Annotated in this window: 23 protein-coding genes; 5 read left to right on the forward strand and 18 right to left on the reverse strand. The window is 65.4% G+C overall.

Going from position 1 to position 26857, the window contains the following annotated elements:
• Nucleotides 1-178 precede the first annotated feature (178 nt).
• The 4 genes from D9X30_RS25725 (at nucleotide 179) to D9X30_RS25740 (ending at nucleotide 5272) form a co-directional block, all read left to right on the forward strand.
• Nucleotides 179-694 carry a MarR family winged helix-turn-helix transcriptional regulator gene (locus D9X30_RS25725; protein ID WP_153945213.1) on the forward strand — a complete coding sequence of 172 codons (516 nt, stop codon included), beginning with the start codon at nucleotides 179-181 and terminating at the stop codon, nucleotides 692-694.
• A gap of 87 nt (nucleotides 695-781) precedes the next feature.
• Nucleotides 782-2308 carry an AdeC/AdeK/OprM family multidrug efflux complex outer membrane factor gene (locus D9X30_RS25730; RefSeq protein ID WP_153945214.1) on the forward strand — a complete coding sequence of 509 codons (1527 nt, stop codon included), beginning with the start codon at nucleotides 782-784 and terminating at the stop codon, nucleotides 2306-2308.
• A 70-nt stretch (nucleotides 2309-2378) separates the two neighbouring features.
• Nucleotides 2379-3626, forward strand: a complete 1248-nt coding sequence (locus D9X30_RS25735; protein WP_153945215.1) for an HlyD family secretion protein — start codon at nucleotides 2379-2381, stop codon at nucleotides 3624-3626.
• 38 nt (nucleotides 3627-3664) lie between these two features.
• Entirely contained in the window at nucleotides 3665-5272 is a 1608-nt protein-coding gene (locus D9X30_RS25740; protein WP_153945216.1) for a DHA2 family efflux MFS transporter permease subunit, read from the forward strand.
• A gap of 122 nt (nucleotides 5273-5394) precedes the next feature.
• On the opposite strand, the gene truB is transcribed toward D9X30_RS25740, so the two are convergent.
• From truB to D9X30_RS25780, 8 genes are all read right to left on the reverse strand, one after another.
• On the reverse strand, nucleotides 5395-6333 hold the full coding sequence (truB, locus tag D9X30_RS25745) for a tRNA pseudouridine(55) synthase TruB (RefSeq protein ID WP_153945217.1): 939 nt from the start codon (nucleotides 6331-6333) through the stop codon (nucleotides 5395-5397).
• A gap of 72 nt (nucleotides 6334-6405) precedes the next feature.
• Entirely contained in the window at nucleotides 6406-6777 is a 372-nt protein-coding gene (gene rbfA, locus D9X30_RS25750; protein WP_092289589.1) for a 30S ribosome-binding factor RbfA, read from the reverse strand.
• 68 nt (nucleotides 6778-6845) lie between these two features.
• A complete protein-coding gene (gene infB, locus D9X30_RS25755; protein ID WP_153945218.1) occupies nucleotides 6846-9782 on the reverse strand; it encodes a translation initiation factor IF-2 in 2937 nt (978 codons plus the stop codon).
• A gap of 84 nt (nucleotides 9783-9866) precedes the next feature.
• The gene (gene nusA / locus D9X30_RS25760; RefSeq protein ID WP_153945219.1) at nucleotides 9867-11342 is read right to left on the reverse strand and encodes a transcription termination factor NusA; all 1476 of its coding nucleotides are present in this window, start codon (nucleotides 11340-11342) and stop codon (nucleotides 9867-9869) included.
• A complete protein-coding gene (rimP, locus tag D9X30_RS25765; protein ID WP_029051042.1) occupies nucleotides 11339-11827 on the reverse strand; it encodes a ribosome maturation factor RimP in 489 nt (162 codons plus the stop codon). Before rimP ends, nusA begins: the two co-directional genes overlap by 4 nt.
• A gap of 331 nt (nucleotides 11828-12158) precedes the next feature.
• Nucleotides 12159-14069 (reverse strand): 23S rRNA pseudouridine(2605) synthase RluB, encoded by a 1911-nt coding sequence (gene rluB, locus D9X30_RS25770; RefSeq protein WP_153945221.1) that lies wholly within the window; start codon nucleotides 14067-14069, stop codon nucleotides 12159-12161.
• Nucleotides 14070-14097: 28 nt separating this feature from the next.
• Complete coding sequence (gene scpB, locus D9X30_RS25775; RefSeq protein ID WP_153945222.1) at nucleotides 14098-15018, reverse strand: SMC-Scp complex subunit ScpB; 921 nt, start codon at nucleotides 15016-15018, stop codon at nucleotides 14098-14100.
• Nucleotides 15019-15570: 552 nt separating this feature from the next.
• Nucleotides 15571-16338 (reverse strand): sulfite exporter TauE/SafE family protein, encoded by a 768-nt coding sequence (locus D9X30_RS25780; protein ID WP_502799690.1) that lies wholly within the window; start codon nucleotides 16336-16338, stop codon nucleotides 15571-15573.
• An 85-nt stretch (nucleotides 16339-16423) separates the two neighbouring features.
• On the opposite strand from D9X30_RS25780, the gene fnr reads away from it, so the two are divergent.
• Entirely contained in the window at nucleotides 16424-17149 is a 726-nt protein-coding gene (gene fnr / locus D9X30_RS25785; RefSeq protein ID WP_153945224.1) for a fumarate/nitrate reduction transcriptional regulator Fnr, read from the forward strand.
• An 83-nt stretch (nucleotides 17150-17232) separates the two neighbouring features.
• On the opposite strand, the gene D9X30_RS25790 is transcribed toward fnr, so the two are convergent.
• From D9X30_RS25790 to zapE, 10 genes are all read right to left on the reverse strand, one after another.
• Entirely contained in the window at nucleotides 17233-17478 is a 246-nt protein-coding gene (locus D9X30_RS25790) for a hypothetical protein (RefSeq protein ID WP_066733653.1), read from the reverse strand.
• A complete protein-coding gene (locus D9X30_RS25795; protein WP_153945225.1) occupies nucleotides 17475-17684 on the reverse strand; it encodes a FixH family protein in 210 nt (69 codons plus the stop codon). Before D9X30_RS25795 ends, D9X30_RS25790 begins: the two co-directional genes overlap by 4 nt.
• Before the next feature lie 47 nt (nucleotides 17685-17731).
• Complete coding sequence (gene ccoG / locus D9X30_RS25800; RefSeq protein ID WP_153945226.1) at nucleotides 17732-19222, reverse strand: cytochrome c oxidase accessory protein CcoG; 1491 nt, start codon at nucleotides 19220-19222, stop codon at nucleotides 17732-17734.
• A 61-nt stretch (nucleotides 19223-19283) separates the two neighbouring features.
• Nucleotides 19284-20210, reverse strand: coding sequence for a cytochrome-c oxidase, cbb3-type subunit III (ccoP, locus tag D9X30_RS25805; protein ID WP_153945227.1), 927 nt, complete (start codon nucleotides 20208-20210; stop codon nucleotides 19284-19286).
• Nucleotides 20211-20215: 5 nt separating this feature from the next.
• Nucleotides 20216-20374 carry a cbb3-type cytochrome oxidase subunit 3 gene (locus D9X30_RS25810; RefSeq protein ID WP_153945228.1) on the reverse strand — a complete coding sequence of 53 codons (159 nt, stop codon included), beginning with the start codon at nucleotides 20372-20374 and terminating at the stop codon, nucleotides 20216-20218.
• Between the two features lie 4 nt (nucleotides 20375-20378).
• Nucleotides 20379-21074 (reverse strand): cytochrome-c oxidase, cbb3-type subunit II, encoded by a 696-nt coding sequence (ccoO, locus tag D9X30_RS25815; protein ID WP_153945229.1) that lies wholly within the window; start codon nucleotides 21072-21074, stop codon nucleotides 20379-20381.
• Nucleotides 21075-21095: 21 nt separating this feature from the next.
• On the reverse strand, nucleotides 21096-22544 hold the full coding sequence (gene ccoN / locus D9X30_RS25820) for a cytochrome-c oxidase, cbb3-type subunit I (RefSeq protein WP_153945230.1): 1449 nt from the start codon (nucleotides 22542-22544) through the stop codon (nucleotides 21096-21098).
• 168 nt (nucleotides 22545-22712) lie between these two features.
• Nucleotides 22713-22880: a cbb3-type cytochrome oxidase assembly protein CcoS gene (ccoS, locus tag D9X30_RS25825; protein ID WP_153945231.1), complete on the reverse strand. Its 168-nt coding sequence runs from the start codon at nucleotides 22878-22880 to the stop codon at nucleotides 22713-22715.
• A complete protein-coding gene (locus D9X30_RS25830) occupies nucleotides 22880-25510 on the reverse strand; it encodes a heavy metal translocating P-type ATPase (protein ID WP_153945232.1) in 2631 nt (876 codons plus the stop codon). Before D9X30_RS25830 ends, ccoS begins: the two co-directional genes overlap by 1 nt.
• A 157-nt stretch (nucleotides 25511-25667) precedes the next feature.
• Nucleotides 25668-26765, reverse strand: a complete 1098-nt coding sequence (gene zapE / locus D9X30_RS25835) for a cell division protein ZapE (protein ID WP_153945233.1) — start codon at nucleotides 26763-26765, stop codon at nucleotides 25668-25670.
• Nucleotides 26766-26857: the final 92 nt, after the last annotated feature.

A 26857-nucleotide genomic window follows, 5' to 3' on the forward strand; every position in this document is an offset into this window, starting at 1 on the left:
CGGAGCTATCGGAAAAAATTAACCCGACATTCTAGCATGTTGCAGCGCAGAACACTCTATTGCTGTTCAGCATAGATCAAGACGCGTCATTGCGTATTTCGCAATAACGAATTTCAGTGCTTGAACATCACTTGCGACATGCTTATATTTGCCCAGGCAAAGATTGCAGTGACAAGAGATGACGTACCCGACACCCCTATCCCCGCCCGAAGACCTGTTCGACCCGGCCGACTATGAAATCGGCAAGAGCGTCGGCTACCTGCTGGGGCGCGCCAAGAATACGCTGTCGCAGGGCGTGGAGCAGGAGGTCAGCAGCCTGGACATGACCCACGCCCAGGCCAGTTGCCTGATGATGCTGGCCAAGGGCGAGGCCACCACGGTGACTGACCTGGCCCGCAACCTGAACACCGATGCCGGATCGGTCACGCGCCTGCTGAGCCGCATGGAAAAGCGCGGCCTGATCGCGCGCACGCGCCGCGACGACGACCGCCGTGTGGTGGACCTGTCGATCACCCCGGCCGGCAACGCCATGGTCGAAAAGCTGCCGGCCGTCTTCTGCAATGTCATGCGCCGCCATTTCGAGGGCTTCACCCATGACGAGATCGAGGCGCTGCGCGGCATGTTGCTGCGGATCCTCGCCAACCACGGCGGCCCCGACCCGGCGGGCTGTCCCTTCGAGCGCAACACAGGATAGGCGGGCCGCCCACGACACCGAAGAAGAATTCCAATCGTCAGACACGCCATTCCTGAAATCGCCAGACCGCGTCACAGTTCACACCCTATGACCACCGCTCATTCTCTTTCCTGCCGTGCCAGCCGCGCGGGCCAGCTTCGCCGCACGGGCACGCTCGCGCTGACCGTGCTGGCCGCTGCCGTGCTGGCCGGTTGCGCCGCGCTGGGCAATTCGCACAGCACGCAGGCCATGACCGACGCCGGCACGCTGGCCTCGCCGCAGACCTTTGCCAGCGAACACGGCCAGTGGCCGTCGCAGGACTGGGTCGACCAGTTCCACGATCCGCAACTGCGTGCGCTGGTGGACGAAGCCATCCAGGGCAATCCGAACCTGCAGGTGGCCTTTGGCCGCCTGGAAGCCTCGCGCGCGATGGCCGATGCCACGCGTTCGGCGCTCTACCCCGGCGTGGACTTTGAAGGCAGCCTGGTGCGCCAGCGTTTCTCGGAGACCGACCTGTTTACGGGCACGCCGCTGGCCGGGTCATGGCAGAACCAGTCGCGCCTGCAGCTGGGCCTGTCGTGGGACCTCGATTTCTGGGGCAAGAACCGCGATGCGCTGGAAGCCGCGCTGTCCGATGACCGTGCGATGGAAGCCGAGACCCAGGCAGCGCGCCTAATGCTGACCACGTCGGTGGCCCGCGGCTACAACCGCCTGGCCGCGCTGTACGCGCAGCGCGACGTGGCCGAACGCGCCATCGCCCAGCGCCGCGACCTGACCGACCTGTCGCGCCAGCGCCTGGCCGCCGGCCTCGACACCCAGGTGGAAACCACCCAGGCGCGCGGCACCGTGGCCGCCGCCCAGACCGACCTGCAGCGTGTGGATGAGGAAATCGCGCTGGCGCGCAACCAGATCGCCGCGCTGCTGGGCAAGGGGCCCGACCGCGGCCTGCAGATCACGCGGCCCACGCTGCTGGCCAACGCCACGCCGCAACTGCCCGACGACCTGACCATCGGCCTGATTGGCCGCCGCCCGGACATCGTGGCCGCGCGCTGGCGCGTGGAGGCGTCGTCCAAGGACATCACCGTGGCGAAGAAGGAGTTCCTGCCCGATGTGAAGCTGACCGCCTTTGCCGGGGTGGCCTCGCTCGATCCGTCGAACCTGCTGATGAGCATGAGCCGCACGTTCGGCGTGGGGCCGTCGGTAACGCTGCCGATCTTCCAGGGCGGCCGCCTGCGCGCCAACCTGAAGGGCAAGTACGCGCAGTACGACATCGCGGCGGCCAGCTACAACCAGACGCTGGTCGACGCGCTGCGCGAGACCGCCGACACCGTGACCAGCATCCGCAGCGTGGACCAGCAGATCGAGACGCAGCGCGAGGCGCTGAACCTGGCCGAGCACGCCTACGCACTGTCCACCACGCGCTACAAGGCCGGCCTGGGCACGCAGCTGACGGTGCTCAATGCCGAAAGCAACGTATTGCAACAGCGCCGGCTGGCCACCGACCTGCAGGCACGCCGGCTCGACCTGCAGATGAGCCTGATGAAGGCGCTTGGCGGTGGCTACCAGGAAGCCGAGAGCGCCAGCCATGGCGCATCCGGCAAGCCTGCAAGCGCGGCCCCCGGCACGCAGGGTTGAGGGCACCGGCTGACGGAAACGGCCGAAACCAGACAAGACGACACATCGCAGAGATTCGAGAGATCCCATCATGAGCACCAACCAGCAAGCAGCCCCCGCGGGCGACAACAACGGCAAGCGCAAGCGCCTGCTCGTTTCCCTGACCGCCGCGGTCGTGGTGGCCGGCATCGGCTATGGCCTGTACTGGGGCCTTTACGCCCGCCATTTCGAGAACACCGACGACGCCTACGTCGCCGGCAACGTCGTGCAGGTCACGCCGCTGGTGGGCGGCACCGTGGTGTCGATTGCCGCCGACGATACGCAGCTGGTGACCGCCGGCCAGCCGCTGATCCAGCTCGATCGCGCCGACACCCAGGTGGCGATGGAGCAGGCCGAAGCCCAGCTGGCCCAGGCCGTGCGCGAGGTGCGCACGCTGTACGTCAACAATGGTTCGCTGTCCGCACAGGTGGCGCTGCGCGAAGCCGATGTGGCCAAGGCCCGCGACGACTTGCGCCGCCGCCAGGCCATTGCCGGTTCGGGCGCCGTGTCGAGCGAGGAAATCGCCCACGCCCAGACCGCGCTGAAGGCGGCCGAGTCGGCGCTGGTGGCCGCTCGCGAGCAATTGGCCTCGAACCAGGTGCTGACCGACCAGACCACTGTGGAAAAGCACCCGAACGTGCAGCGCGCCGCCGCCAACCTGCGCTCGGCCTATCTGGCGTTCGCGCGCTCGACGATGCCGGCGCCCGTGACGGGCTACGTGGCCAAGCGTTCGGTGCAGGTGGGCCAGCGCGTGGCGGCCGGCACGCCGCTGATGGCCGTGGTGCCGCTGGATCAGGTCTGGGTCGATGCCAACTTCAAGGAAGTGCAGATCACGCATATGCGGATCGGCCAGCCGGTGGAACTGGAAGCCGACGTCTATGGCTCGAAGGTCAAGTACACGGGCCATGTGGAAGGCTTTTCGGCCGGCACCGGCGCCGCGTTCTCGCTGCTGCCGGCGCAGAACGCCACCGGCAACTGGATCAAGGTGGTGCAGCGCCTGCCGGTGCGGATCGCGCTGGACGCGCAGCAACTGAAGGACCACCCGCTGCGCGTGGGCCTGTCGATGAACGTCACGGTCGACGTGCGCAAGGAAGAAGGCGCGTCGCTGGTCAGCGCCAAGTCCGCCCGGCCGCTGCAGACCGATGTGTACGACAAGGTGGCGCAGGACGCCGACGCGCTGATCGCCCGCATCATCGCGGTCAACAACGGCGGCCGCCCGCCGGCGCCGGGCGCGGCGGGTGCCGCAAGCGCGGCCAGCGCGGCTGCGGCGCGTGCGGCGGCCAAGCCCGCCCGTACCTGAATCGATCCGATCCGACCTGTTTGACTGGCTGACTGCCCATGGCAAATTCCACCACCGCGACGCCGGACAGCGGCGCGGCACCGGCCCCGAAGCCGGCGCCCGCCCGCCCCGCCGCGCATCCGCCGCTGACCGGCGGCAAGCTGATTCTGGGCACCATCGCGCTGTCGCTGGCCACGTTCATGAACGTGCTCGATTCGTCGATCGCCAACGTGTCGATCCCGGCCATCTCGGGCGACCTTGGCGTGTCGCCGAACCAGGGCACCTGGGTCATCACGTCGTTCGCGGTCGCCAACGCAATCTCGGTGCCGCTGACCGGCTGGCTGACCACGCGCTTTGGCGCGGTGCGGCTGTTCGTGCTGTCGATCCTGCTGTTCGTGATCTCGTCGTGGCTGTGTGGCGTGGCGCCGAACCTGGAAACGCTGCTGGCCGCCCGCGTGCTGCAGGGCGCCGTGGCCGGCCCGATGATTCCGCTGTCGCAGGCCCTGCTGCTGGCCAGCTATCCACCCGCCAAGAGTTCGATGGCCCTGGCGCTATGGGGCATGACCACGCTGGTGGCGCCCATCATGGGGCCGCTGCTGGGCGGATGGATCTCGGACAACATGACCTGGCCGTGGATCTTCTACATCAATGTGCCGATCGGCATCGTCACCGCCTGGGTCACGTGGTCGATCTACCGAGAGCGCGAAACGCCCACCAAGATGCTGCCGATCGACCGCATCGGCCTGGCGCTGCTGGTGATCTGGGTCGGCTCGATGCAGCTGATGCTGGACAAGGGCAAGGAACTCGACTGGTTCCATTCGGGCGTCATCGTGGCGCTGGGCGTGACCGCCGTGGTCGGCTTCCTGTTCTTCCTGGCCTGGGAGCTCTACGAGAAGCATCCGATCGTCGACATCCACCTGTTCAAGGGCCGCAACTTCGCGGCCGGCGTGGTGGCGATCTCGGTGGCCTACGGCCTGTTCTTCGGCAATCTCGTGATCCTGCCGCTGTGGCTGCAGACCATCGTCGGCTACACCGCCACCGATGCCGGCCTGGTGACCGCGCCGGTGGGTATTTTCGCCATCATCCTGTCGCCGATCATCGGCCGGGTGCTGCCGAAGATCGACGCACGCTGGGTGGCCACCACGGCGTTCATCACGTTCGGTGCGGTGAGCTTCATGCGGGCCGGCTTCACCACGGGCGTGGACACACGGGCGCTGGTGATCCCCACGCTGATCCAGGGCGCGGCCATGGCGATGTTCTTCATCCCGCTGACGTCGATCATCCTGTCGGGCCAGCCGCCCGAGAAGATTCCGGCAGCCTCGGGCCTGTCGAACTTCGTGCGGATCACGTTCGGTGCCATCGGGGCGTCGATCTCGACCACGGTCTGGGAAAACCGCTCGGCGCTGCATCATGCGCAGCTGGTCGAACAGATCACCCCGTACAACCCGACGTACCAGGCCCAGCTCGATCACCTGATGGAAATGGGCATGTCGAAGATGCAGGCCATCGGGCTGATCGAGCGGAACATCTCGCTGCAGGCATCGATGCTGGGCGCCAACGACATCTTCTGGATCTCGGGCGTGCTGTTCTTCGCGCTGATCGGCTTTGTCTGGCTGACCAGGCGCGCCAAGGGCGGCGGCGGCGCCGACGCGGCCGGGGCGCACTGACCGGCCGGCTTGCGGCATGTGACATGTGGCATGTGACATGCACCCCGAGGCATGAAAAAAGGGCATCGATGCTGGTCGATGCCCTTCTTCGTTGGGATGCTTGCCTTCGGAGCCGGTAAAACTCAGAGTTTTACGAGCCGCTCGGGCCGCAGCGCCCCTTCCTTCATCCGCGCGACGCCCAGCAGCTTGCCTTCGGCATAGACGCGCGCCAGCGTGCCCGCTTCCGGCGCCTGGCCTTCGGGCAGGTCACGGTGGGCGATACGTTGCCCCTGCAGGAAGCGTCCAGCCGACACCGCATCCAGATGGACCGGCGGGCAACGCTGCAGCAGCGCGTCTACCGGCGCCAGCAGCGTCGGCCGCACATCGTCAGGCTGTGCGTCGATCTGTTCCAGCGTCACTGCGCCTTCCAGCGTCAGGTCGCCCACGCCCGTGCGCCGCAGCCCGGTCAGATGCGCGCCGCAACCGAGCGCCTCGCCGATATCTTCGGCCAGCGTGCGAATGTACGTCCCCTTGCTGCAGGTCACGCGCATCGTAAAACGGCTATTTTCCAGATCGACTTCGAGAAGCGTGATCGCGCGGATGATCACCCGGCGTGCCGCGCGCTCCACGGTCTGCCCCGCCCTCGCATATTCGTAGAGCGGCTTGCCGTTCCGCTTCAGCGCCGAGTACATCGGCGGCACCTGTTCGATCTCGCCCGTGAAGCGCACGATTGCCGCATCGAGCGCCGCACGGTCGCACGTGACCGGACGTTTGCTGACGATATCGCCCTCTGCATCGCCGGTGGTCGTGGTCGCCCCCAGGCGCACGGCGGCTTCGTAGGTCTTGTCGGCATCGAGCAGATCCTGCGAAAACTTGGTGGCCTCGCCAAAGCACAACGGCAAGAGGCCCGTGGCCAGCGGATCGAGCGTACCGGTATGGCCGGCCTTGTTCGCGCGCAGCAGGCGCTTGGCGCGCACCAGCGCATCGTTGGACGACAGGCCCAGCGGCTTGTCGAGCAGCAGCACGCCATGCACGTCACGGCGCGGCAGCCGGGGCGGACGGTTGGCTTGGGAATCGGTCATTGCGGGGGGAAGAGGTTTGCGGCGCCGGCCCGGAAGCCGGCTCGCGAGAAAACGGCAAAAAACGCCGATGCCTTATTCGTCGTCCTTGGCGCGCGTCGAATTGGCTTCGTTGATCAGCTTCGACATCTCGATGGCATGCTCCACCGACGTATCGTGATGGAAATGCAGCGTCGGGACGGTATGGATATGCAGGCGCTTGAACAGCAGCGAATGCAGGTAGCCAGCCTTTTCCCGGAGGATGCCGGCCGCCACCTCGGGCTCGGCGCCGAGCACCGTGAAGTAGACCTTGGCGTGCGCGTAGTCGGGTGTCAGCGCCACCGACTGCAGCGTGACCAGCCCCAGGCGCGGATCGCGGAGCTCGCGCTGGATCATCTCGGCCAGTTCCTTCTGGATCTGGTCGGACAGGCGCAAATTACGGGAGGAGATATTGCCTTTCTTGGCCATGCAAAACTTTTTGCTTTACCGATGATGTGAAAACGGCAGGCCGGAGCCTGCCGTCTTTGCGTATCGCCTTACAGCGTACGCGCCACCTCGGTGATTTCGTACACCTCGAGCTGGTCGCCTTCCTGAACATCGTTGAAGTTCTTGATCGACAGACCGCACTCGAAGCCCTGCTTGACTTCCTTGACGTCGTCCTTGAACCGCTTGAGCGAGTCCAGTTCGCCGTCGTGGATCACCACGTTGTTGCGCAGCACACGGACCAGCGACGTACGCTTGACCAGGCCGTCGGTGACCATACAGCCGGCCACGGCGCCAACCTTCGGCACGCGGAAGACCTGGCGGACTTCCACCTGACCGATCGTGGTCTCGCGCTTCTCCGGCGCCAGCATGCCCGACATGGCCGCCTTGATCTCGTCCACAGCATCGTAAATGATGTTGTAGTAGCGGATGTCGATGCCATTGTGCTCGGCCAGCTTGCGCGCACCAGCGTCGGCACGCACATTGAAGCCGATGATCACCGCCTTCGAAGCCGTGGCCAGGTTGACGTCCGATTCCGAGATGCCACCCACGCCACCGTGCACGATCTGCACGCGCACTTCGGCGGTCGACAGCTTCTGCAGCGACTGCACCAGTGCTTCCTGCGAACCCTGCACGTCGGCCTTCACGATCAGCGGCAGCGTCTGGACTTCGCCTTCGGCCATCTGCTCGAGCATCGTTTCCAGCTTGGCCGCCTGCTGCTTGGCCAGCTTCACGTCGCGGAACTTGCCTTGACGGAACAGGGCGATTTCACGCGCCTTGCGCTCGTCCGGCAGCACCAGCACTTCCTCACCGGCGGCAGGCACTTCCGACAGACCCTGGATTTCCACCGGGATCGACGGGCCAGCTTCCTTGGCCGGCTTGCCGTTTTCGTCCAGCATGGCGCGCACGCGGCCATAGGCACTGCCGGCCAGCACGACATCGCCGCGCTTGAGCGTTCCGCTGCTCACCAGGATCGTCGCGATCGGGCCCTTGCCCTTGTCGAGCTGGGCTTCCACCACCAGACCCTTGGCCGGGGCGTCCACCGGGGCGCGCAGTTCCAGCACTTCGGCCTGCAGCAGCACGTTCTCGAGCAGATCCTCGATGCCCTGGCCAGTCTTGGCCGACACCGGCACGAACGGCGAATCGCCGCCGTACTCTTCCGGCACCACCTGTTCCGCCACCAGTTCCTGCTTGACGCGGTCCGGGTTGGCTTCGGGCTTGTCGACCTTGGTGATCGCCACGACGATCGGCACGCCGGCAGCCTTGGCGTGCGCAATCGCTTCCTTGGTCTGCGGCATCACGCCGTCGTCGGCCGCCACCACCAGGATGACGATGTCGGTCGCCTTGGCGCCACGGGCACGCATGGCCGTGAAGGCCTCGTGACCCGGGGTGTCCAGGAACGTGATCACGCCACGGTCGGTTTCGACGTGATACGCGCCAATGTGCTGCGTAATGCCGCCGGCTTCGCCCGCGGCAACCTTGGTGCGGCGGATGTAATCCAGCAGCGAGGTCTTGCCGTGGTCGACGTGACCCATCACGGTCACGACCGGCGGACGCGGCAGCAGCTCGGCATCGGTCTGCTCTTCGCCTTCCGTCACCAGCAGCAGGGCTTCCGGATCGTCCAGCTTGGCGGCATATGCCTTGTGGCCCATTTCTTCCACCACGATCATGGCGGTTTCCTGGTCCAGCACCTGGTTGATCGTCACCATCTGGCCGAGCTTCATCATCTGCTTGATGACCTCGGATGCCTTGACGGCCATCTTGTGGGCCAGATCGGCCACCGAGACGGTCTCGGGCACGTGCACTTCGCGCACCACCGGCTCGGTCGGCGCCTGGAAGTTGCTGCGGCCATCGTCACCGTGCTGCTTGCCGCCACGGCCACGCGGGCCGCTGCGCCAGCCGCCGGTACCGCCCGACGAATCGCCACGGGTCTTCAGGCCACCGCCCTTGCCCTTGCCACGGCTGTCGTCCTGCCAGCTGCCGCCGCCCTTGCCCTTGCCACCCTTCTTGTCAGCGGTGGCAGTGGTCGTCGTGGCGGCCGGCGCGGCGGCGGTCTTCTTCTCGTCCTTCTTGACTTCGGTGCCAGCCGGCTTCACCGGCTTGTGCAGCGTGCCGGTCTGCTCGGCCTTCTTTTCCTCGGCCTTGCGCTCCGACGGCGCCTTCAGCACGCGCGGCGGCGCATTCAGCATCTGTTGGATGGCGCGGGCCTCGGCTTCGGCGGCTTCGCGGCGACGGCGCGCGGCGGCGTCCTGCTCGGCACGTGCCTTGTCGGCAGCCGCCTTGGCGCTGTCCTGCTCGGCGCGGGCCTTGTCGGCAGCAGCCTTGGCGTCGTCGGCGTTCTTCTGCGCCTGGGCGCGTTCGGTGGCCAGACGGGCCTTGTCTTCTTCAGCCTTCTTGCGTGCGGTTTCCTCGGCGGCGTCGGAGGCTGCCTGGGCGGCAGCGGCTTCCTCGGCAGCCTTCTGGGCCAGCAGTTCAGCCTGGCGGCGCTGTTCGGCCTCCAGGGCTTCCTGCCTGGCGCGGCGGTCGGCTTCCTCGCGCTCGGCGGCCTCGCGGGCTGCCTGGGCTTCGGCTTCCTGGCGTGCCAGGGCCTCGGCCTGCTCGCGGCGCTGTTCCTCGTCGCGACGGGCCAGCTCGGCAGCCGCCTCGGCCGCCTGGGCGTCGGCACCGTCGTCGTGCGATTCGACGTCGTCGCGCTTGATCAGCACGCGCTTCTTGCGCACCTCGACCTGCACGGTGCGGGTCTTGCCGGTGGAGTCGGATTGACGGATTTCGGACGTTTCGCGCTTGGTCAACGTGATTTTCTTGCGTGCGCTGTCATCGGCCTGACCGTGCGACCGCTTCAGGTAATCCAGCAGCCGGGTCTTGTCCGATTCGGTAATGATGTCTTCAGGCGTCGCCTTGCCCACCCCAGCTGCCTGCAATTGTTCCAGCAGTGCAGCAGGGCTGCGGCTCAGTTCTGCGGCCAGTTGGGCAACTGTTGTGCTTGCCATTCAAACCCTTTCAATGCTCGGTTTCTACGTCGGGACAATTCGTGTGCGGAAAGCGCGTCCGGGTGTTGAATCCGGACGTGTCCCTCAGTTAAACCAATGTTCCCGTGCTTTCATGATCAGCGCCTTGGCTTCATCCTCGCCAACGCCGGCCATCTCGACCAGCTCGTCCACGGCCAGTTCGGCCAGGTCGTCACGCGTATGGATGTTGCCTTCGGCCAGTTTGCCGATCAGCTCGGGGGTCAGGCCGTCGAGCGAACGCAGATCCTGCGACACCTCTTCCACCTTTTCTTCCCGGGCCAGTTCCATCGTCAGCAGCGCATCGCGGGCGCGGTTGCGCAGCTCGTTGACGGTGTCTTCGTCGAAGGCCTCGATTTCCATCATTTCGCTGATGGGCACGTAGGCCACTTCTTCCAGCGTGGAGAAGCCTTCCTCGATCAGGATGTCCGCCACTTCCTCGTCCACGTCCAGCTTGGCCATGAACAGCTTGCGCACCACTTCGCTTTCCTCGGCCTGCTTCTGCGCCGATTCTTCCTGCGTCATGATGTTGATCTGCCAGCCGGTCAGCTCCGACGCCAGGCGTACGTTCTGACCGCTGCGGCCGATGGAGACGGCGAGGTTTTCCTCGTCGACCACCACATCCATGCTGTGCTTCTCTTCGTCGACCACGATCGACTGCACCTGTGCCGGCGCCAGCGCGCCGATCACGAACTGCGCCGGGTCTTCAGACCACAGTACGATGTCCACGGCCTCGCCGCCAATCTCGTTGCGCACCGCCGTGACGCGCGTGCCACGCACGCCCACGCAGGTGCCGATCGGATCGATGCGCTTGTCATGCGCCACCACGGCGATCTTGGCGCGCACGCCCGGGTCGCGGGCTGCGGCCTTGATTTCCAGCAGGCCCTGTTCCATTTCCGGCACTTCGTTCTCGAAGAGCTTGATCAGGAACTCGGGCGCGGTGCGCGACAGTTCGATCTGCGGGCCACGCGCGGCGCGGTCCACGTTCAGGATGTACGCACGCACACGGTCGCCGGTGCGCAGGTTTTCCTTCGGAATGATCTGGTCGCGGGCCAGCAACGCTTCCACGCGGCCGGATTCGACGATCAGACCCTTCTTGTCGGCGCGCTTGACCGTGCCGGTCATGATCTTTTCGCCGCGATCCAGGTAGTCGTTCAGGATCTGTTCGCGCTCGGCGTCGCGGATACGCTGCAGGATCACCTGCTTGGCGGCCTGGGCGCCGATACGGCCAAACTCAACCGACTCGATCTGCTCTTCGATGAAATCGTCCAGCTGGATGTCGGCGTTCTGGTCGCGGGCTTCGAACAGCAGGATCTGCTTGTCGGGTTCCTGCAGACCCTGTTCGTCGGGGACGACAAGCCAGCGGCGGAACGTTTCGTGCTCACCGGATTCACGGTCGATATGCACGCGGATATCCACGTCTTCCTCGAAACGCTTCTTGGTGGCCGAGGCCAACGCGGCCTCCAGTGCACCAAAGACCACATCCTTGTCAACGTTCTTCTCGCGCGCTAGCGCATCGACGAGCAACAGAACTTCGCGGCTCATTGCTTGTTCCCTTTTCTTTGATTTCCCTTGAAGTCGATCACAGGCACCAGACGGGCCTTGTCGACATCGGATATGGCGAATTCCAGCAGTGCAGCGCCGTCCTTGCCCTCGAATTCCAGGCCGATCTTCTCGGCCCCGGCCTCGCCTGCGGGTTCGCGCAGGATGCCGACGAAGTTCTTCTGGCCGTTGACCGGCAGGCGCAGCGTGACCCTGGCTTCCTCACCGGCGAAGCGGACAAAATCGGCCAGCTTCTTGAGCGGACGGTCCAGGCCCGGCGACGACACTTCGAGGCGCTCGTAGTCGACGTTTTCGACCATCAGCACGTGCGTGAGCTGGCGGCTGACCTTCTCGCAATCCTCAATGACGATGCCGGTTTCAGGCTGATCGATATAGACACGCAGAAGTCCGGCCGGGGCACGCTCAAGCTCAACCAACTCGTAGCCCATGCCGTTAAGGGTGGTTTCGATCAAATCTGCCAGATGCACTGTATTCCCGAGTAGTGGCTTTCAATACCTTGGCAGACACCGGACAACACAACGTTCTGAAATCGAGGTTCCGAAACGGCCTGTAAGCCCTGCCTGCCCATCATCCCCACGAAACCAGGCGCGTCATGTGACGCAATCCAGCCGCAAGCACAAACGGGCGAACCAAAAAAAAATGGGCGCAATGCCCATCATTCGCCCATCCTCGCCGAGGATGATACTTTTGAATAGACTTGGATTATACGCGGATTATGACTAAAAGGCAAAAGCCTGCTGGGATCCGCGCCGGAACGCGGCCGAACGCCGGACTTTTCCGGCATCGGCCCCCTCTGTATCAGCGTTGACCGCCCCGGCCACCGCCGCGCGGCCGGCGATTGCCGCCGCCACCACCACCGCCGCCGCCCTTGGCGGCCTTCGGCATCACATTGCCGTTGACGTCACCGCCGCCCCGGCGCTGGCGATTGCCGCCTGCGTTTCCCGCATTTCCGGCGTTGCCGCCCATGCCGCCGCGTCCGCCACGCCCGCCGCCAGCACCCTTGCCGCCCGCGGCGCCACGCATGCCGCCTGTGCCGCCCGTACCGCGCAGGGCGCCTGCGCCACCCAGGCCGCCACTGAACTTCGTCGTGTGCGACGTCAGCGGTGCCGGGCCAGACGGGATGTAGCCCATCGAGGTCTGCATCGGATCAGGCTGGCCGCGCCCGGCGTTGCCGCCGCCGCGGTTGCCGCCTGCCTTTTCAAAGCGCGGCAGGCCGTCCATGCCCGTGTGCATCGGCATGCCGGCAATGGCGGCTTCGGTACGCGCCTTGCGGCCGCCCAGCTTTGTCACGCCACCCTTGCCGCCGCTCTGCTCGGCCTTGGCCGGCGCCTTCAGACCGATGTTGGCCATCAGGTTGCGCACGTCCGTGGCTTCCAACTCCTGCCAGCGGCCGCGCTTGAGACCACGCGGCAGCAGGAACTGGCCGTAGCGGGTACGGATCAGGCGCGACACGGTCAGGCCGACGGCTTCGAACATCCGGCGCACTTCGCGGTTCCGGCCTTCGGTCAGCGCCACGTGATACCACTGGTTCACACCCTCGCCACCGCCGTCGGCGATGCGCAGGAAGTTGGCCTCGCCGTCGTCGAGCTGAATGCCATGCAACAGCGCCTGTCGATCAGCTTCCGCCAGTTCGCCCAGCGTACGTACCGCGTATTCGCGCTCCACGCCGTAGCGCGGATGCATGAAGCGGTTGGCGATATCGCCGGACGTGGTAAAGATCAGCAGGCCTTCAGTGTTGAAGTCCAGGCGGCCAACCGCCACCCACTTGCCGTTCTTGATGCGCGGCAGGCTGTCGAACACGGTCGGACGGCCTTCCGGGTCCGACTGGCTGACGATCTCGCCGGACGGCTTGTGATACAGCAGCACACGCGGCGGCTTGGTCGTCACCTTGCGATGAATCAGCTTGCCATTCACGCGGACCTGGTCGGCCGGCAGGATGCGCTGGCCGATATGCGCGGGCAGACCGTTGACGGACACCCGGCCCTGCAGGATCAGCTCTTCCATCTCGCGGCGCGAGCCCAGGCCGCCTTCGGCCAGCACCTTGTGCAGCTTCGGCGCATCGTCATCCGACGTCAGTTCGCGCACCGGCTTGGCCTTGGTGCGCGGCACAACGGTGTCTTCCTCGTCGAACTGCTCGGAGATCACGAAGCGGAACAGGTCCTCGGCACCGGCGGCAGCCTTGGCGCCACCGGTCTTGCCAGCCGGCTTCGCCGACTTGTCGCCCTGACGCTGTTCGCCACGGGCACCCTGCTTGCCGGGACCCGCCTGATTCTTGCGCTGGCCATTGCGATTGCGCTTGCCAGCCTGCTCGGCCGCCGGCTTGTTGTCGCCGTCGACCAGTGCGGCCTTGCGCTGCGGCTGCTGGCGGCGCTTGCGCTGACCTGGCTGGGCCTGCGTCTCGCCGCCGTCTGCCTGCCGCGCCTCTGGCGCACCGGCTTCGGCCGCAGGCGCCGGCTTGCGGCGACCACGGCTACGCGGCGCGGCGGGCTGGGCGGTGTCGCCTGCCTCGGCCGGCGCCGGCGCGTCGCCATCGGCGCGACCCGCGTCCCGATCCTGCGCGGCCTGGCGGCGCGAAGCCACCAGATTGCGCAAACCGCGGCGGAGCCCCTTCCGGCGCGGCGCGCCGTCGGCGTCATTTCCCGTATCGGGGGCGCCGGTGTCACCCGGCACGTCCGGCTGGCGGACGTCTTGCTCAGCGGAATCAGACAAAGTATTCACTATCGATGTTGCATGTTGTTCAGTTGGACACACGCTCGTCGTCGTCCTCGGTCGAGAACGGCGTATCGCCATTCCGGTCCGCAGGGTCGGCGGGCGCCGCTTCGGGCGCCCCGGTGTCCATGTGGAAGCCGTTGGCATGAGCCACCGGCGCGTCTTCCTGCCCGTCGTTGTCAGGCATCCGGGCGGCGCTGATATCGTCTTCGGAGGCGTCGCCGTCGGCGACTTCCTCGCTGGGGGCGGCAGGCCCCGCTTCATGCTGCTGTCCCGCCTCGACAGGCCCGGCGCCCGCATCGGGCCCGGCGGCCTCGACGGCCAAGGCGGCTGCCGGTTCGGCAAACGCTTCCTCGTCGCCGGCAGGTGGGTTAGCCGTGGCGATTTCTTCAAAATCGATGGCCTGCTGCTCCAGGAGCGCGGCTTGCGCCTGCGCCTGGGCATCCTCCAGCGGGGGCAGTTCGTCCAGCGAACGCAGGCCAAGGTCGTCCAGGAATGCCTTGGTCGTCGCGTACAGGGCGGGACGACCGGGCACGTCCCTATGGCCGATGACTTCGATCCAACTGCGATCCTCGAGTTTCTTGATCACGTCCGTGCTGACCGTCACGCCCCGGATTTCCTCGATATCGCCACGGGTGACAGGCTGGCGATACGCGATGATCGCCAGGGTCTCCATGACCGCACGCGAGTACTTGGGGGGCTTTTCCGGATTCAGCCGGTCGAGAAATTCCCGCATCTCGGGGCGGCTCTGGAACCGCCAGCCGCTGGCCAGCGCCACGAGTTCGACCCCGCGCGGCTGCCAGTCCTGCCGCAGTTCCTCGAGCAGCACCCGGATCGTGTCGGCACCGACGTCGTCGGCAAACAACCGTCGCAGATCGCCAACGCGCAGCGGCTCCTGCGCACAGATCAGCGCGGTCTCGAGGACGATCTTCGCCTCTTGGGTATTCATGTGATTGCGTGCAGCCTGTCTTTGCACCTGCCCCCGGACGAATCCCGGAGCACTGGAGATTGCAGATACAGCGAGGCCGAAGCCGCCGCCATTTCATCGCGCAGCCAGCTCGCCTGCCTAATGCAGCGCAGCCGTGCGCACCTCGTTCTTTTGCATCGAATTGCCGGGTCGATCCGGCAGGAGATCGTCCGGCGCTGGCCAGTTTCACCAGTCAACGGACCTCTTGCGTCGCGCCTTCTCCCTTCGGGGCGGACATTCGCCAGGGCCACCAGATGGCCAAGACGGCAAGAAACAAAACGGTATCGGCTCAGGCAACCCTGCCCTGACCGGCGCCATCTTCCCAACCGCAGCCGGTCTTTTAACCAGATCTTTTGAACCGGATGGACTGTTGAGACGTTCTCGGCGCACCGGAGTGACCGAAAACCCTGGGCACGCTCCCCAGATCAGGAATGCGGCCCCAGCGGCGCCCCGAGCAATGGTGCGGCGCGATACCGTGGTTCCGTCGATTGTATGGCATTCCCGGCCCCGCCCGCAACCCGCCCTTGTGCCGATTCAGAACACCACGCAAAAGCCGTGTTGGGCCAGCGTGTCAGGGAGCCAGATCGAACGGGCCACGCCGAGCACGCCGAAGCCGATCACCACCAGCCCCGACGCGACCCGCACCGCAGGTTTGCGCGAGAGTTGCCGCAGGTACCCCGACAGCCCGGAGATCACCAGCAGGTTTGGCAGCGTGCCCAGTCCGAACGCGCCCATCACCAGCGCGCCCGACACCGCGTTGCCCGCCAGCAGTGCCAGCGCCAATGCGCCATAGATCATTCCGCAAGGCACCAGCCCCCAGGCCAGACCCATCCCGTATCGGCGCAACAGCGGCGTTGCGCGACGCTCGCCGCGTAGCTGCACCGGCAGTCGGGCGGTCATGGCCCGCGCACGCTGCACCACGTGCACGGCGGCCAGCGAGGCAAGCCGCTCGATCCAGTCGGAACGCATCACGCGCCCACGCAACAGCCACATACCGGTGAGTACCAGCATCATGCTGCCCGCTGCATAAAGCCATCGCTGCAATGGCAGATACTCTTGCCGCCACGCGGTCGCACCGACAGCACCCATCACCGCACCCAGCAGCATGTATGTCGTGATGCGGCCCGCATGCATGATGCACAGCGCTGTCCACCACTGACGCGCGGTACGGTGTATGACAATTGCCACATCACGGTGCTGTTTCTGCTCCGCAGCAATAGCAATTCCTCCACACATGGCCGCGCAATGCATGCCACCGAGCAGGGCCATCAGAAAAACGCTTAAAAGCACACCAAAAGGCAACTGTTCCTCGCTTCTGCGTCACATGACGCTGTAAAATGCCTGCATCGCGCCCTCGCTGCAAGCGCATTCATAACGAGCACTTCAATTGTTGACTTCCATTCCCGTCACCGAGATGTCGCCCCGTTGCTCAACGTGTGCCATGGGCCAGCTTTGCCTGCCCGTGGGCATGTCGCAACAAGACCTGGCGAAGATGGACACGCTCGTGCAGGAACGCGTGCGTGTTCACAAGGGCGAAACGCTTTACCGCATGGGCGAACCGCTCAATGCGGTCTACGCCATTCGCTTCGGCACACTGAAGACGCACGTCACGATGGAAGACGGGCGCACACAGATCACGGGCTTCCACCTGCCCGGTGAAGTCATCGGCCTCGATGGCCTCAGCGAGATGCAGCACGCCTCCGACGCCACCGCGCTGGAAGACGCCGAAGTCTGCGTCGTACGCTACGACGACCTGCAATCGCTGTCGAGCATCCTGCCCTCGCTGCAAGGCCAGTTCCTGCGCCTGATGAGCAAGGAAATCTCGCAGGACCAGGTCATGCTGATCACGCTCGGATCGATGCGCGCCGAAGAACGTCTGGCTGCGTTTCTCGTCAACATGTCCGAGCGTCTGTCGGCACGCGGTTATTCGTCCACCGAGTTCGTGCTGCGCATGAGCCGCGAGGAAATCGGCAGCTACCTGGGCCTGAAACTCGAGACCGTCAGCCGCCTGTTCTCGCGCTTTGCCGAAGCAGGCCTGATCCAGATTCGCCAGCGACATGTGAAGCTCGTCGATATGGCAGGCATCAAGCAGGTGTACAGCCGGTCCTGCTGAAAGCCATGGCCACACGTCACGACAAAGGCCGCGCCGGAACCATCCAGCGCGGCCTTTCTGTTTGCAGCGCCTGTTCTGCATTGCTATTCGAGTTCATCGGTGTCGCTGAGCTTCACCGGCATCGTGTACAGCGTCAGCCCGCTGGACAACGCGCAAAATAGCCACGCGACCAGGAAACCAACGGTGTAAATCGCCTGCCGGGAAGCCTCTACCGGATGTCCGAAGAAGTTCAAGTCTCCGGGATCCACCACCGAGAACACCACCGCCGTGGCCGCACCGCCCATCAGAAACGCCGGCCATAGCACCCACATCAGCCAGCGCAGTCTCATGGGCGCCTCGCAGCGGGTTCAGCGCGGTCGGCACCGGCCTTCTCGACCACCAGTCCGTGGCGCGTGGCATCGGTCACCGGCACATCGGCATGGGTGTTTGCCAGCCAGATCGTGATACCGCAAGCGACCATCGCCAGCAGCGGACCACTCATCAAAATCCAGGGCCATGGCTCCCTGTACCAGGGCTTTGCGGGGTGTTGGGTCATTGCGCTCTCCTATTGGCATTCGTCCCGGCTCACCATCCGTGACAGCATCACAGATTGCGAGGCACGATGAAACTCGTGCTTTGCCGGATATCCACTTTCCGATCGGTTTCGGTCTCGGCGGTGACCGTCACCTCGATCTTGTGCGTACCCTGCTTCGCATCGTCGATCGGCACACGAATCCGGATCGGCAGCAGCCGGTTCGACGTGGGCGACAGCGATTCCGCGCCATGGTCGTACTCCACGACCATGCCCTTCAACGCGTCGCTCTGCGCCTGCACGTGAAACTTCATCGGCGCCTCTGTGGCATTGATCAGCTGCAGCCGGTACACGTTCTCGATCCAGCGCCCTTCCACTTCGCGCCCGAGCGCGCCACGATCGCGAATGATGTCGACCTTGAGCGGCGCGCGCATGGCCAGCGATGCGACAAAGCCCACCGTCAACGCGAGCCAGATCGCCGTGTAGACGATCGTGCGCGGACGCATCAGCCGCTTGCGGGCGTCCGATGCCGACAGCTTCTTGCGCATCGCGTTTTCCGATGTGTACCGGATCAACCCGCGCGGATACTCCATCTTGTCCATGACCTGGTCGCAGGCGTCGATGCACGCGCCGCAGCCAATGCACTCGTACTGCAGGCCGTCGCGGATATCGATCCCGGTCGGACACACCTGTACGCAGATGCTGCAATTCACGCAGTCGCCCAGGCCAGCCGCGTGGTGGTCCGCCTTGCGCGACCGGCTGCCGCGCGGTTCGCCACGGCCCACGTCGTAGGTCACGACGTAGGTGTCGCGGTCCACCATCACGCTCTGGAAGCGCGCGTACGGACACATGTACTTGCACACCTGCTCGCGCATGAACCCGGCGTTGCCCCACGTGGCAAACGCATAGAACAGCATCCAGAACGCCTGCCACGGGCCCAGGGTCCAGTGCAGGACCTCGCCGCCCAGTTCGCGGATCGGTGCGAAATAGCCGATGAACGTAAAGCCCGTCCACAGCGCGATCAGGATCCACAGCGCGTGCTTGGTCGCCTTGAGACGAATCTTGCGCAGACTCCACGGATCGCCGTCCAGCCGGATGCGGGCGATGCGGTCGCCCTCCACCCGGCGCTCGATCCACATGAAGATCTCGGTATAGACCGTCTGGGGGCACGCGTACCCGCAGAACAACCGTCCGGCGATGGCCGTGAACAGGAACAGTGCCAGCGCCGAGATGACCAGCAGCACCGCCAGGTAGATCACGTCCTGCGGCCACAGCACAAGGCCGAAGATGTAGAACTTGCGGGCGCCGAGATCGAACAGGACGGCCTGCCGGTCGTTCCATTGCAGCCACGGCGTGCCGTAGTACACCAGTTGCGTGAGGATGACCAGCCAGACCCGCCAGCTCGAAAAAGCCCCTGTGACCGAGCGCGGGTAGATCTTGCGCCGTACTTCGTACAGGGCCTCTTCGGTGGCGTCGGCCGCCGGTTTTGGCGGCGGTGCGGGCCGCCAGGCGGCCTCGCTTGATTCGCGTGTAGTGGGGGGAGATTCCAGGGGCGCGCTCATTGTTCAGCCCTCATGCCCCCGGTCCGGACAGCGTGGCCTCCGGACCCCGGGGGACGGTTTGTCATTGCCCTGTGGATGCGGCGTTCGCGTTGCTGTTCGACAGGCCCCAGACGTATGCCGTCAGCATGCGAATCCGTTCGGGTGTCAGGATTTCCTCATGGGCCGGCATATGGCCGTTGTGCCCCTTGAGGATGGCCTCGACGATCACGCCTTCCGAACTGCCATACAGCCACACGTTGTCGGACAGGTTGGGCGCGCCAAGCGCCTGGTTGCCCTTGCCGCTCGCGCCATGACAGGCCGCGCAGGTGGACTTGAACGTGCTTTCGCCGCGCGACGCCCGGATCGGGTCGTAGGTCAGCCCCGACAGCGACCGCACATACTGCGCCGTATCGCCGGCCAGCTTGGCATCGATCGTGCCGGCAAACGGCGGCATCACGCCGTTGCGGCCCTTCGCGATCGTCTGCTGGATCGTGTCGGGATCACCGCCATACAGCCAGTCGTTGTCGGTCAGGTTCGGGAAGCCGCGGCTGCCGCGCGCGTCCGAGCCATGGCACTGAGCGCAGTAGTTCAGAAACAGGCGCTGGCCGATTTCGCGCGCATCGGGGTCCGCCGCCACCTGCTTGACGTCCATCTTCAGGTACTTGGCATAGATCTCGTGCTGCATCTTCTCGGCCGCCTCCCGATGCGCGGCAAGTTCGCCTTGCGTCGAGAACTTCAGCACGCCGGCGTAGGTGCCGAGGCCCGGATAGAGCACCAGGTATGCCACGCTGAACACGCAGGCCAGCAGGAACATCCACATCCACCAGCGCGGCAGCGGATGGTTCAGCTCGCGCAGGTCGCCGTCCCAGACATGGCCAGTGTCGTCGGTGGTACTGATGCCCTTCGGCATCTTCCGTTGCGAAAACAGCAGCCATACGCACCAGACGATACCAATGAGCGCGATGGCCGTGATGTAGTAGCCCCAGAAATCGGAAATGAAATCGCTCATGGTTACTAGTTCCGGCTTGGATTGTTATGTTCGTCCGGCAAGGCAAACGGCAGCATCGCCGATTCCTCGTTGGCAGCCTTGCGGCCCGCCGACCACGCCCACCAGCAGATGGCCAGGAACGTCAACATCGACAGGACAGTGGCAATGGAAGTCACGATCACCATGGCATTACTCCTTGGCGGGTGCGGCCGTCTCGGCCGCAGGGGCTGCCGCGGCGGGCGCGGGGGCCGTATCCAGACGGACATTGCGACGGTTCAGGCCCAGACCCTGCAGGTACGCGACCATGGCGTCCTCTTCGGTCTTGCCCACCAGCTCTTCCGGTGCGCCAGCGATGTCGGCATCGGTATAGGGCACGCCCAGACGCTGCAGCGCGCGCATGCGGGCCTGGACCGAATCGGTCGGCAGCGGCGTCTTTTCGAGCCACGGATACGACGGCATCACCGATTCGGGCACCACGTCGCGCGGATTGCGCAGGTGGATGCGCTGCCAGTCGTCGGAATACCGGCCACCCACGCGGGCCAGGTCGGGGCCCGTACGCTTCGAACCCCACAGGAACGGGTGGTCATACACTGACTCCCCCGCCGTGGAGAAATGGCCATAACGCTCGGTTTCGGCCTGCAGCGTGCGCACCTGCTGCGAATGGCACCCCACGCAGCCTTCACGGATATAGATGTCACGCCCCATCAGCCGCAACGGCGAATACGGCGTGATGCCCGGATCAGGCTGGGTGGTGGAGTGCTGGAAAAACAGCGGCACGATCTGCACCAGACCGGCAATGCTGACCACGATGATTGTCGCGATGATCAGCCAGCCGACGTTCTTTTCCAGCGTCTCGTGCCTGAAAAATCCTTGATTCTGAGACATTCTTTGCGTCCTCGGCTCTGGTCAGTGGGCGGAAGCCGGCAGGCTGGCCGGAATCGGCGCGTCCACGGCCGGCTTGCCGGCGATGGTGCGGAACACGTTGTAGGCCATGATGAACATGCCACCCAGGAAGCACAGGCCGCCGGCCAGTCGGATCAGGTAGAACGGATACTTGGCCTTGACCGCTTCCACGAACGCGTAGGTCAGCGTGCCGTCCGGCTGCGTGGCGCGCCACATCAGGCCTTCCATCACACCGGCGATCCACATCGAGGCGATATAGAGCACCACGCCGATCGTGGCCACCCAGAAGTGCAACTCGATCAGACGCGTGCTGTACATCTGCTTTTCGCCGAACAGGCGCGGGATCAGGTAGTAGAGCGAGCCAATCGAGATCATCGCGACCCAGCCCAGCGCGCCCGAATGGACGTGGCCGATCGTCCAGTCCGTGTAGTGCGACAGCGCATTCACGGTCTTGATCGACATCATCGAGCCCTCGAACGTGGCCATGCCGTAGAACGACAGCGCCACTACCAGGAACTTGAGGATCGGGTCGGTACGCAGCTTGTGCCAGGCGCCGGACATGGTCATGATGCCGTTGATCATGCCGCCCCACGACGGCGCGAGCAGGATCAGCGAGAACACCATGCCCAGCGACTGTGCCCAGTCGGGCAGCGCGGTGTATTGCAGATGGTGCGGGCCAGCCCACATGTAGGTGAAGTTGAGCGCCCAGAAGTGGACGATCGACAGGCGATACGAATAGATCGGCCGCTCGGCCTGCTTCGGGATGAAGTAGTACATCATTCCCAGGAAGCTGGTGGTCAGGAAGAAGCCCACCGCGTTATGGCCGTACCACCACTGAATCATGGCGTCCTGCACGCCCGCATAGGCGGAATACGACTTCCACATCGACGCCGGCATCTCGATGTTGTTGACGATATGCAGGATGGCGATGGTCAGGATGTAGGCGCCGAAGAACCAGTTGGCCACGTAGATGTGCCGGGTCTTGCGCTTGACAATCGTGCCAAAAAAGACGATGGCATAGGCCACCCAGACCAGCGTGATCAGGATGTCGATCGGCCATTCGAGCTCGGCATACTCCTTCGAGCTCGTGATGCCCATCGGCAGCGTGATCGCGGCGGCGACGATGACGATCTGCCAGCCCCAGAACGTGAATGCCGCGAGCGGCCCGCAGAACAGGCGCGCCTGGCAGGTGCGCTGCACCACGTAATACGACGTGGCAAACAGTGCGCTGCCGCCAAAGGCGAAGATCACCGCATTGGTGTGCAACGGTCGCAGTCGGCCGAACGACAGCCACGGCGTATTGAAATTCAGATCCGGCCAGATCAGTTGCGCCGCAAGCAGAACGCCTACGGCCATGCCGACGATGCCCCAGACAACGGTCATGACGGCAAACTGCCGCACTACACCGTAGTTGAAGGTGTCGACGCGTGGAGACGCGGTGGTGACAGCCATTCAGACCCCCAAGCTAAGTAAGAATAAACCTATTGACTGTGTGACTTTAGAAAAACAGCGCGCTCGTCGCGTTGACTTCAATCAATCCTTACGCACCACGCACGAACTGTTTTCGCCGGGTAATGTCTGTGCACCGGTCTTGCACCAGGACGCATCGGCCGATTCGCCCTACCGGGCGTGTTCGGGCCCCTGCGGCTTGTCGTTATCGAGCAGGATCGCTTCGGCGGGCCGGTCCAGGTCGTCGTACTGACCCGCATGCAGCGCCCACCACAAGACCCCGGCGATCAATGCCACCAGCACCAGGCTCATCGGCACCAGCAGATATAGCGTTTCCATCAGGCTTTCCCTTCCCGCGCTTCCGGGGCTTCCGGCGCTTCCGGCGCTTCAGGCGCCGCCGCCTTGACGCGCAGCAGCCGCCACGCATTGGCCACCACCAGCAGCGATGACACCGACATGCCGATTCCGGCCATCCAGGCCGTGACGTGGCCCGTCGCGGCCAGCGGGATGGCCACCACGTTGTAGGCAAAGGCCCAGCCCAGGTTCTGCCGCACCACGCGGCGCGCGCGGCGGGCGGCGGCAACGGCGGTGGCGATTTCCGCCACCCCGCCGTGCGTCAGCACCGCATCGGCCCCCGCCTGCGCCAGCGGTGCGCCGCTGCCGATGGCGATCGATACCTGCGCCTGCGCCAGCACCGGGGCATCGTTGATGCCGTCGCCCACCGCCAGCACCACCGCGCCGCGCTGCTGCAGTGCAGCCACGTACTCGCGCTTGCCTTCTGGCGTCACGGCGCCCAGGGCGGTATCCATGCCGAAACGGCCGGCCCACCAGCGCACGGCCGCCGTGCCATCGCCCGACACCAGGTGGCAGCGCACGCCCAGCGAATCCAGCGCGCGCAACAATGCACGGGTCTGGCCGCGTTCGACATCGGCGAGCAGGAAGCAGGCGAGCAGGCCGGTGGCGTCGCCCAGCCACACCTGCGTGGCGCCCGGATGGCTCTCGTGCCCGCATTCATCGGCCTCTGCGCTCGATGAGAGGGCGGCCACGTACTCGCGGCGCCCCAGGCGAAGCCGGCAGCCGTCGACCGACGCTTCGAGCCCCTGCCCCGGCACATTGCGCAGTTCGCTCACGACGGGTTGACCGCTGCCCGCGTCGTCGCAGGACTCAGCGAACGCCCGTGCAATCGGATGCTCGCCACCGCGTTCCATGGCGGCCGCGACGCGTCGGCAGGCCTGCGCATCGGGCGCTCCGAACGTCTGCGTGGACACCAGCGCAAAGCGCCCTTCGGTCAGCGTGCCGGTCTTGTCGAGCACCACGTCGGTCACCCGGGCCAATGCTTCGAGCGCATGCGCGCGTGTCAGCAGCATCCCGCGCCGCGACAGCGCCGCCCCCGCGGCCGCCAGCACGGCTGGCGTGGCCAGCGACAGCGCACAAGGGCAACTGACGACCAGCACCGCCACCGTCACCAGCAACGCGCGCGACGGATCGATCCATAGCGCCCAGGCCGCCCCGGTCGCCACGGCCATGATCAGCAGCGTGCCGACGAACCAGCCGGCCACGCGGTCGGCCACTTGCGCCAGCCTGGGCTTGTCCGCCAGCGCACGGTCGAGCACGGCGACGATCTCCGCCAGGCGCGTTTGCGCGCCAATCCGCTCGATACGTATCTCCAGCGGGCTGGCGGCATTGAAGCAGCCCGCCAGCACCGCGTCGCCCGTCGCGCGCTTCACCGGACGCGCCTCGCCCGTCAGCATCGATTCATCAAGCTCGCTCGCGCCGGCCAGCACCACCCCATCGGCCGGCACGATCTCGCCGGCCTTGACGCGGATACGGTCGCCCGGCTGCAATCTGGCGACCGGGATGCGCTCGCCCGCCCCGCCGGCCTGCGCCAGCCGCTCGCAGGTGGCCGGCAACTGCCGCGCCAGCATTTCCGCGCCGCTGCGCGATGCCTGACGCACGCGCAGTTCCAGGTAGCGCGCCAGCAACAGGAACGCGACGAACATCGTCACGGAATCGAAATAGACTTCGCCCACGCCGCGCACGGTGGCCACGGCGCTGGCCAGGAACCCGGCCGCCACGCCAATCGCGACCGGCACGTCCATGCCCATGTGGCGGTGGCGCAGCGACCGCCAGGCGCCGGCAAAGATCGGCCACGCGGAATAGAGAACGACCGGAACGGTCAGCGCGAAGCTGGCCCAGCGCATCAGCTGCAGCTGGCCGGGATCGATCGTGGCCTCATGCGTGTAGAGCGGCCACGCGTACATCATCACCTGCATCATGCCGAGCATGGCCACCGCCATCCGCATCAGCAGGCTGCGGCGTTCGCGGCGGTCCCGCTGGTCGGAGCGCGACACCTCGAACGGCCAGGCCGCATAGCCGATATCGGCCAGGCTGGACAGCAGGTTGGCCACGCCTTGCGAGGCGTCGCGCCAGCGCACAATCACGCGGCGCGTCGCCACGTTGGCCACCACCGATTCCACCCCGTCGAGCTGCCCCAGATGCTGTTCGATCAGCCAGGCGCAGGCAGCACAGCGGATGTTTTCCGGAGCCAACGTCACCTCGGAACGGCCCTCTCCCGCCGGCCGCACGAACTGGCCGCGCAGTTCCGGGCTGTCGTAGGCCGCCCAGACCGGCTCGGCCTCGCGCCGCGCTTCGGCGTCGATTGGCCGCGCAAAGCGCGTGACATCGCCATAGAGATGACCGAAACCGGCCGCGTGCAGCGTCTGCGCCAGGGTCTGGCAGCCGCCACAGCAAAAGCTGCGCGATTGGCCGTCAATCTGGGCGACAAAGGGCGCGGCGGCCTTCAGCGGCTGGCCGCAGTGGAAACAATCGGTGGAGTCTGAGGCTATTGACGCAGAAGACGCCAATGCCCGCCCGGGAGAACGGGCGTCCGGATGGTCGGCAAAGGTACTGGCCGGAACGGCGGCAGATACCAGACCTGGCGCGAGGGGGGCGGTAGTTGGAGACGACATGGCGCGCTTTTATTACCCAGTGGATACTAGGTACCTTGCGCGCGCCCTACCTTGATACAAATCAAACTTGGGGAAACGACCTCAGAATCGCCCCCCAAGGTGTCCGGCAAACAACGGAGGCTTGCCGGATGCCTTGACGTGCCTGGACTTCAGGCGGTCAGGTCAGCGAAGTGTCCATCACCCGGCGTTCCGACTCCAGGTATTCCCGCGACTGCATCTCGATGATCCGCGACACGGTCCGGTGGAACTCGTTGGCCATTTGCCCTTCCGTGTACAGCTCGTCGGCCGGCACTTCGGCCGAAATCAGCAGCTTGACCTTGTGGTCGTAGAACACGTCGATCAGCCAGGTGAAGCGGCGCGCCTCCGACGACATCCGCGGCGTCATCTTCGGCACGTCCGAGAGAATCACGGTGTGGAATTGCGAGGCAATTTCCAGATAGTCGTTCTGCGAACGCGGTCCGCCGCACAGCGTGGCGAAATCGAACCAGACCACGCCGTTGGCCTTGCGCAGCGCCTTGATCTCGCGATGCTCGATATGGAGGATCGGCGATTCATCGGCAGTCCCCGCGATCGACACGAACGCGTCGCGCAGTGCGGCGCTTGCCTCGCGGCCCAGCGGCGTGTGGTACGCCTGCACCTGTTCCAGCGCCCGCTTCCGGTAATCGATGCCGGCGTCGACGTTGAGCACGTCGAGCTTCGTCTGCAGCAAGTGGATGGCCGGCAGCACGCGGTCACGATGCAGGCCGTCCGGGTACAGCAGGTCCGGGCGATAGTTCGAGGTCATCACGAACTGCACGCCGTTGTCGAACAACTGCTGCAGCAGGCGGTGCAGGATCATGGCATCCGCCACGTCGCTGACGTGAAACTCGTCGAAGCAGATCAGCCGGAAACGGCGCGCGATGCGCCTGGCCAGCTCGTCGAGCGGATCGGCACGGCCCCGCAGCTCCTCGAGCTCGCGATGCACCTCGCGCATGAATTCGTGGAAATGCAGCCGGGTCTTGCGCACCACGGGCACGCAGGAATAGAAGCTGTCCATCAGGAACGACTTGCCGCGCCCTACCCCGCCCCACAGGTACACGCCCTTGGGCACATCCGGGTGTACCAGCAGCTTCTTCAGCGCGTTGTTGCGGCGGCTCTTGTACGCCACCCACTCGTCGTAGCACTGCTGCAGCCGGGCCACGGCGCGCAATTGCGCCTCGTCGGACTGGTAGCCGCGCTGCTTGAGTTCGTGTTCGTAAAACTCGGTGACGTTCATGTCGGGGCTCGGAAATGCCGGGGTGCTTCAAGCGAAAACGGCGCGCCGCAGGAATCGCGGCGCGCCGGTGTTCACCAGGAGGTGAACGGGAA

Origin of the sequence: Cupriavidus sp. U2, from assembly GCF_009663685.2 — a bacterium.
In the GTDB taxonomy this organism is placed as follows: domain Bacteria; phylum Pseudomonadota; class Gammaproteobacteria; order Burkholderiales; family Burkholderiaceae; genus Cupriavidus; species Cupriavidus necator_C.

Coding starts and splice junctions, on each gene's coding strand:
- truB (WP_153945217.1), bottom strand. CDS start 6,333: ATGACCGATTCCCAAGCCAACCGTCCGCCCCGGCTGCCGCGCCGTGAC.
- D9X30_RS25790 (WP_066733653.1), bottom strand. CDS start 17,478: ATGAGACTGCGCTGGCTGATGTGGGTGCTATGGCCGGCGTTTCTGATG.
- D9X30_RS25810 (WP_153945228.1), bottom strand. CDS start 20,374: ATGGTGATCGTGACTTCCATTGCCACTGTCCTGTCGATGTTGACGTTC.
- D9X30_RS25725 (WP_153945213.1), top strand. CDS start 179: ATGACGTACCCGACACCCCTATCCCCGCCCGAAGACCTGTTCGACCCG.
- ccoO (WP_153945229.1), bottom strand. CDS start 21,074: ATGTCTCAGAATCAAGGATTTTTCAGGCACGAGACGCTGGAAAAGAAC.
- zapE (WP_153945233.1), bottom strand. CDS start 26,765: ATGAACGTCACCGAGTTTTACGAACACGAACTCAAGCAGCGCGGCTAC.
- ccoG (WP_153945226.1), bottom strand. CDS start 19,222: ATGAGCGCGCCCCTGGAATCTCCCCCCACTACACGCGAATCAAGCGAG.
- D9X30_RS25795 (WP_153945225.1), bottom strand. CDS start 17,684: ATGACCCAACACCCCGCAAAGCCCTGGTACAGGGAGCCATGGCCCTGG.
- nusA (WP_153945219.1), bottom strand. CDS start 11,342: ATGAGCCGCGAAGTTCTGTTGCTCGTCGATGCGCTAGCGCGCGAGAAG.
- ccoS (WP_153945231.1), bottom strand. CDS start 22,880: ATGGAAACGCTATATCTGCTGGTGCCGATGAGCCTGGTGCTGGTGGCA.
- D9X30_RS25740 (WP_153945216.1), top strand. CDS start 3,665: ATGGCAAATTCCACCACCGCGACGCCGGACAGCGGCGCGGCACCGGCC.
- infB (WP_153945218.1), bottom strand. CDS start 9,782: ATGGCAAGCACAACAGTTGCCCAACTGGCCGCAGAACTGAGCCGCAGC.
- rbfA (WP_092289589.1), bottom strand. CDS start 6,777: ATGGCCAAGAAAGGCAATATCTCCTCCCGTAATTTGCGCCTGTCCGAC.
- ccoN (WP_153945230.1), bottom strand. CDS start 22,544: ATGGCTGTCACCACCGCGTCTCCACGCGTCGACACCTTCAACTACGGT.
- scpB (WP_153945222.1), bottom strand. CDS start 15,018: ATGAATACCCAAGAGGCGAAGATCGTCCTCGAGACCGCGCTGATCTGT.
- D9X30_RS25830 (WP_153945232.1), bottom strand. CDS start 25,510: ATGTCGTCTCCAACTACCGCCCCCCTCGCGCCAGGTCTGGTATCTGCC.
- ccoP (WP_153945227.1), bottom strand. CDS start 20,210: ATGAGCGATTTCATTTCCGATTTCTGGGGCTACTACATCACGGCCATC.
- D9X30_RS25735 (WP_153945215.1), top strand. CDS start 2,379: ATGAGCACCAACCAGCAAGCAGCCCCCGCGGGCGACAACAACGGCAAG.
- D9X30_RS25730 (WP_153945214.1), top strand. CDS start 782: ATGACCACCGCTCATTCTCTTTCCTGCCGTGCCAGCCGCGCGGGCCAG.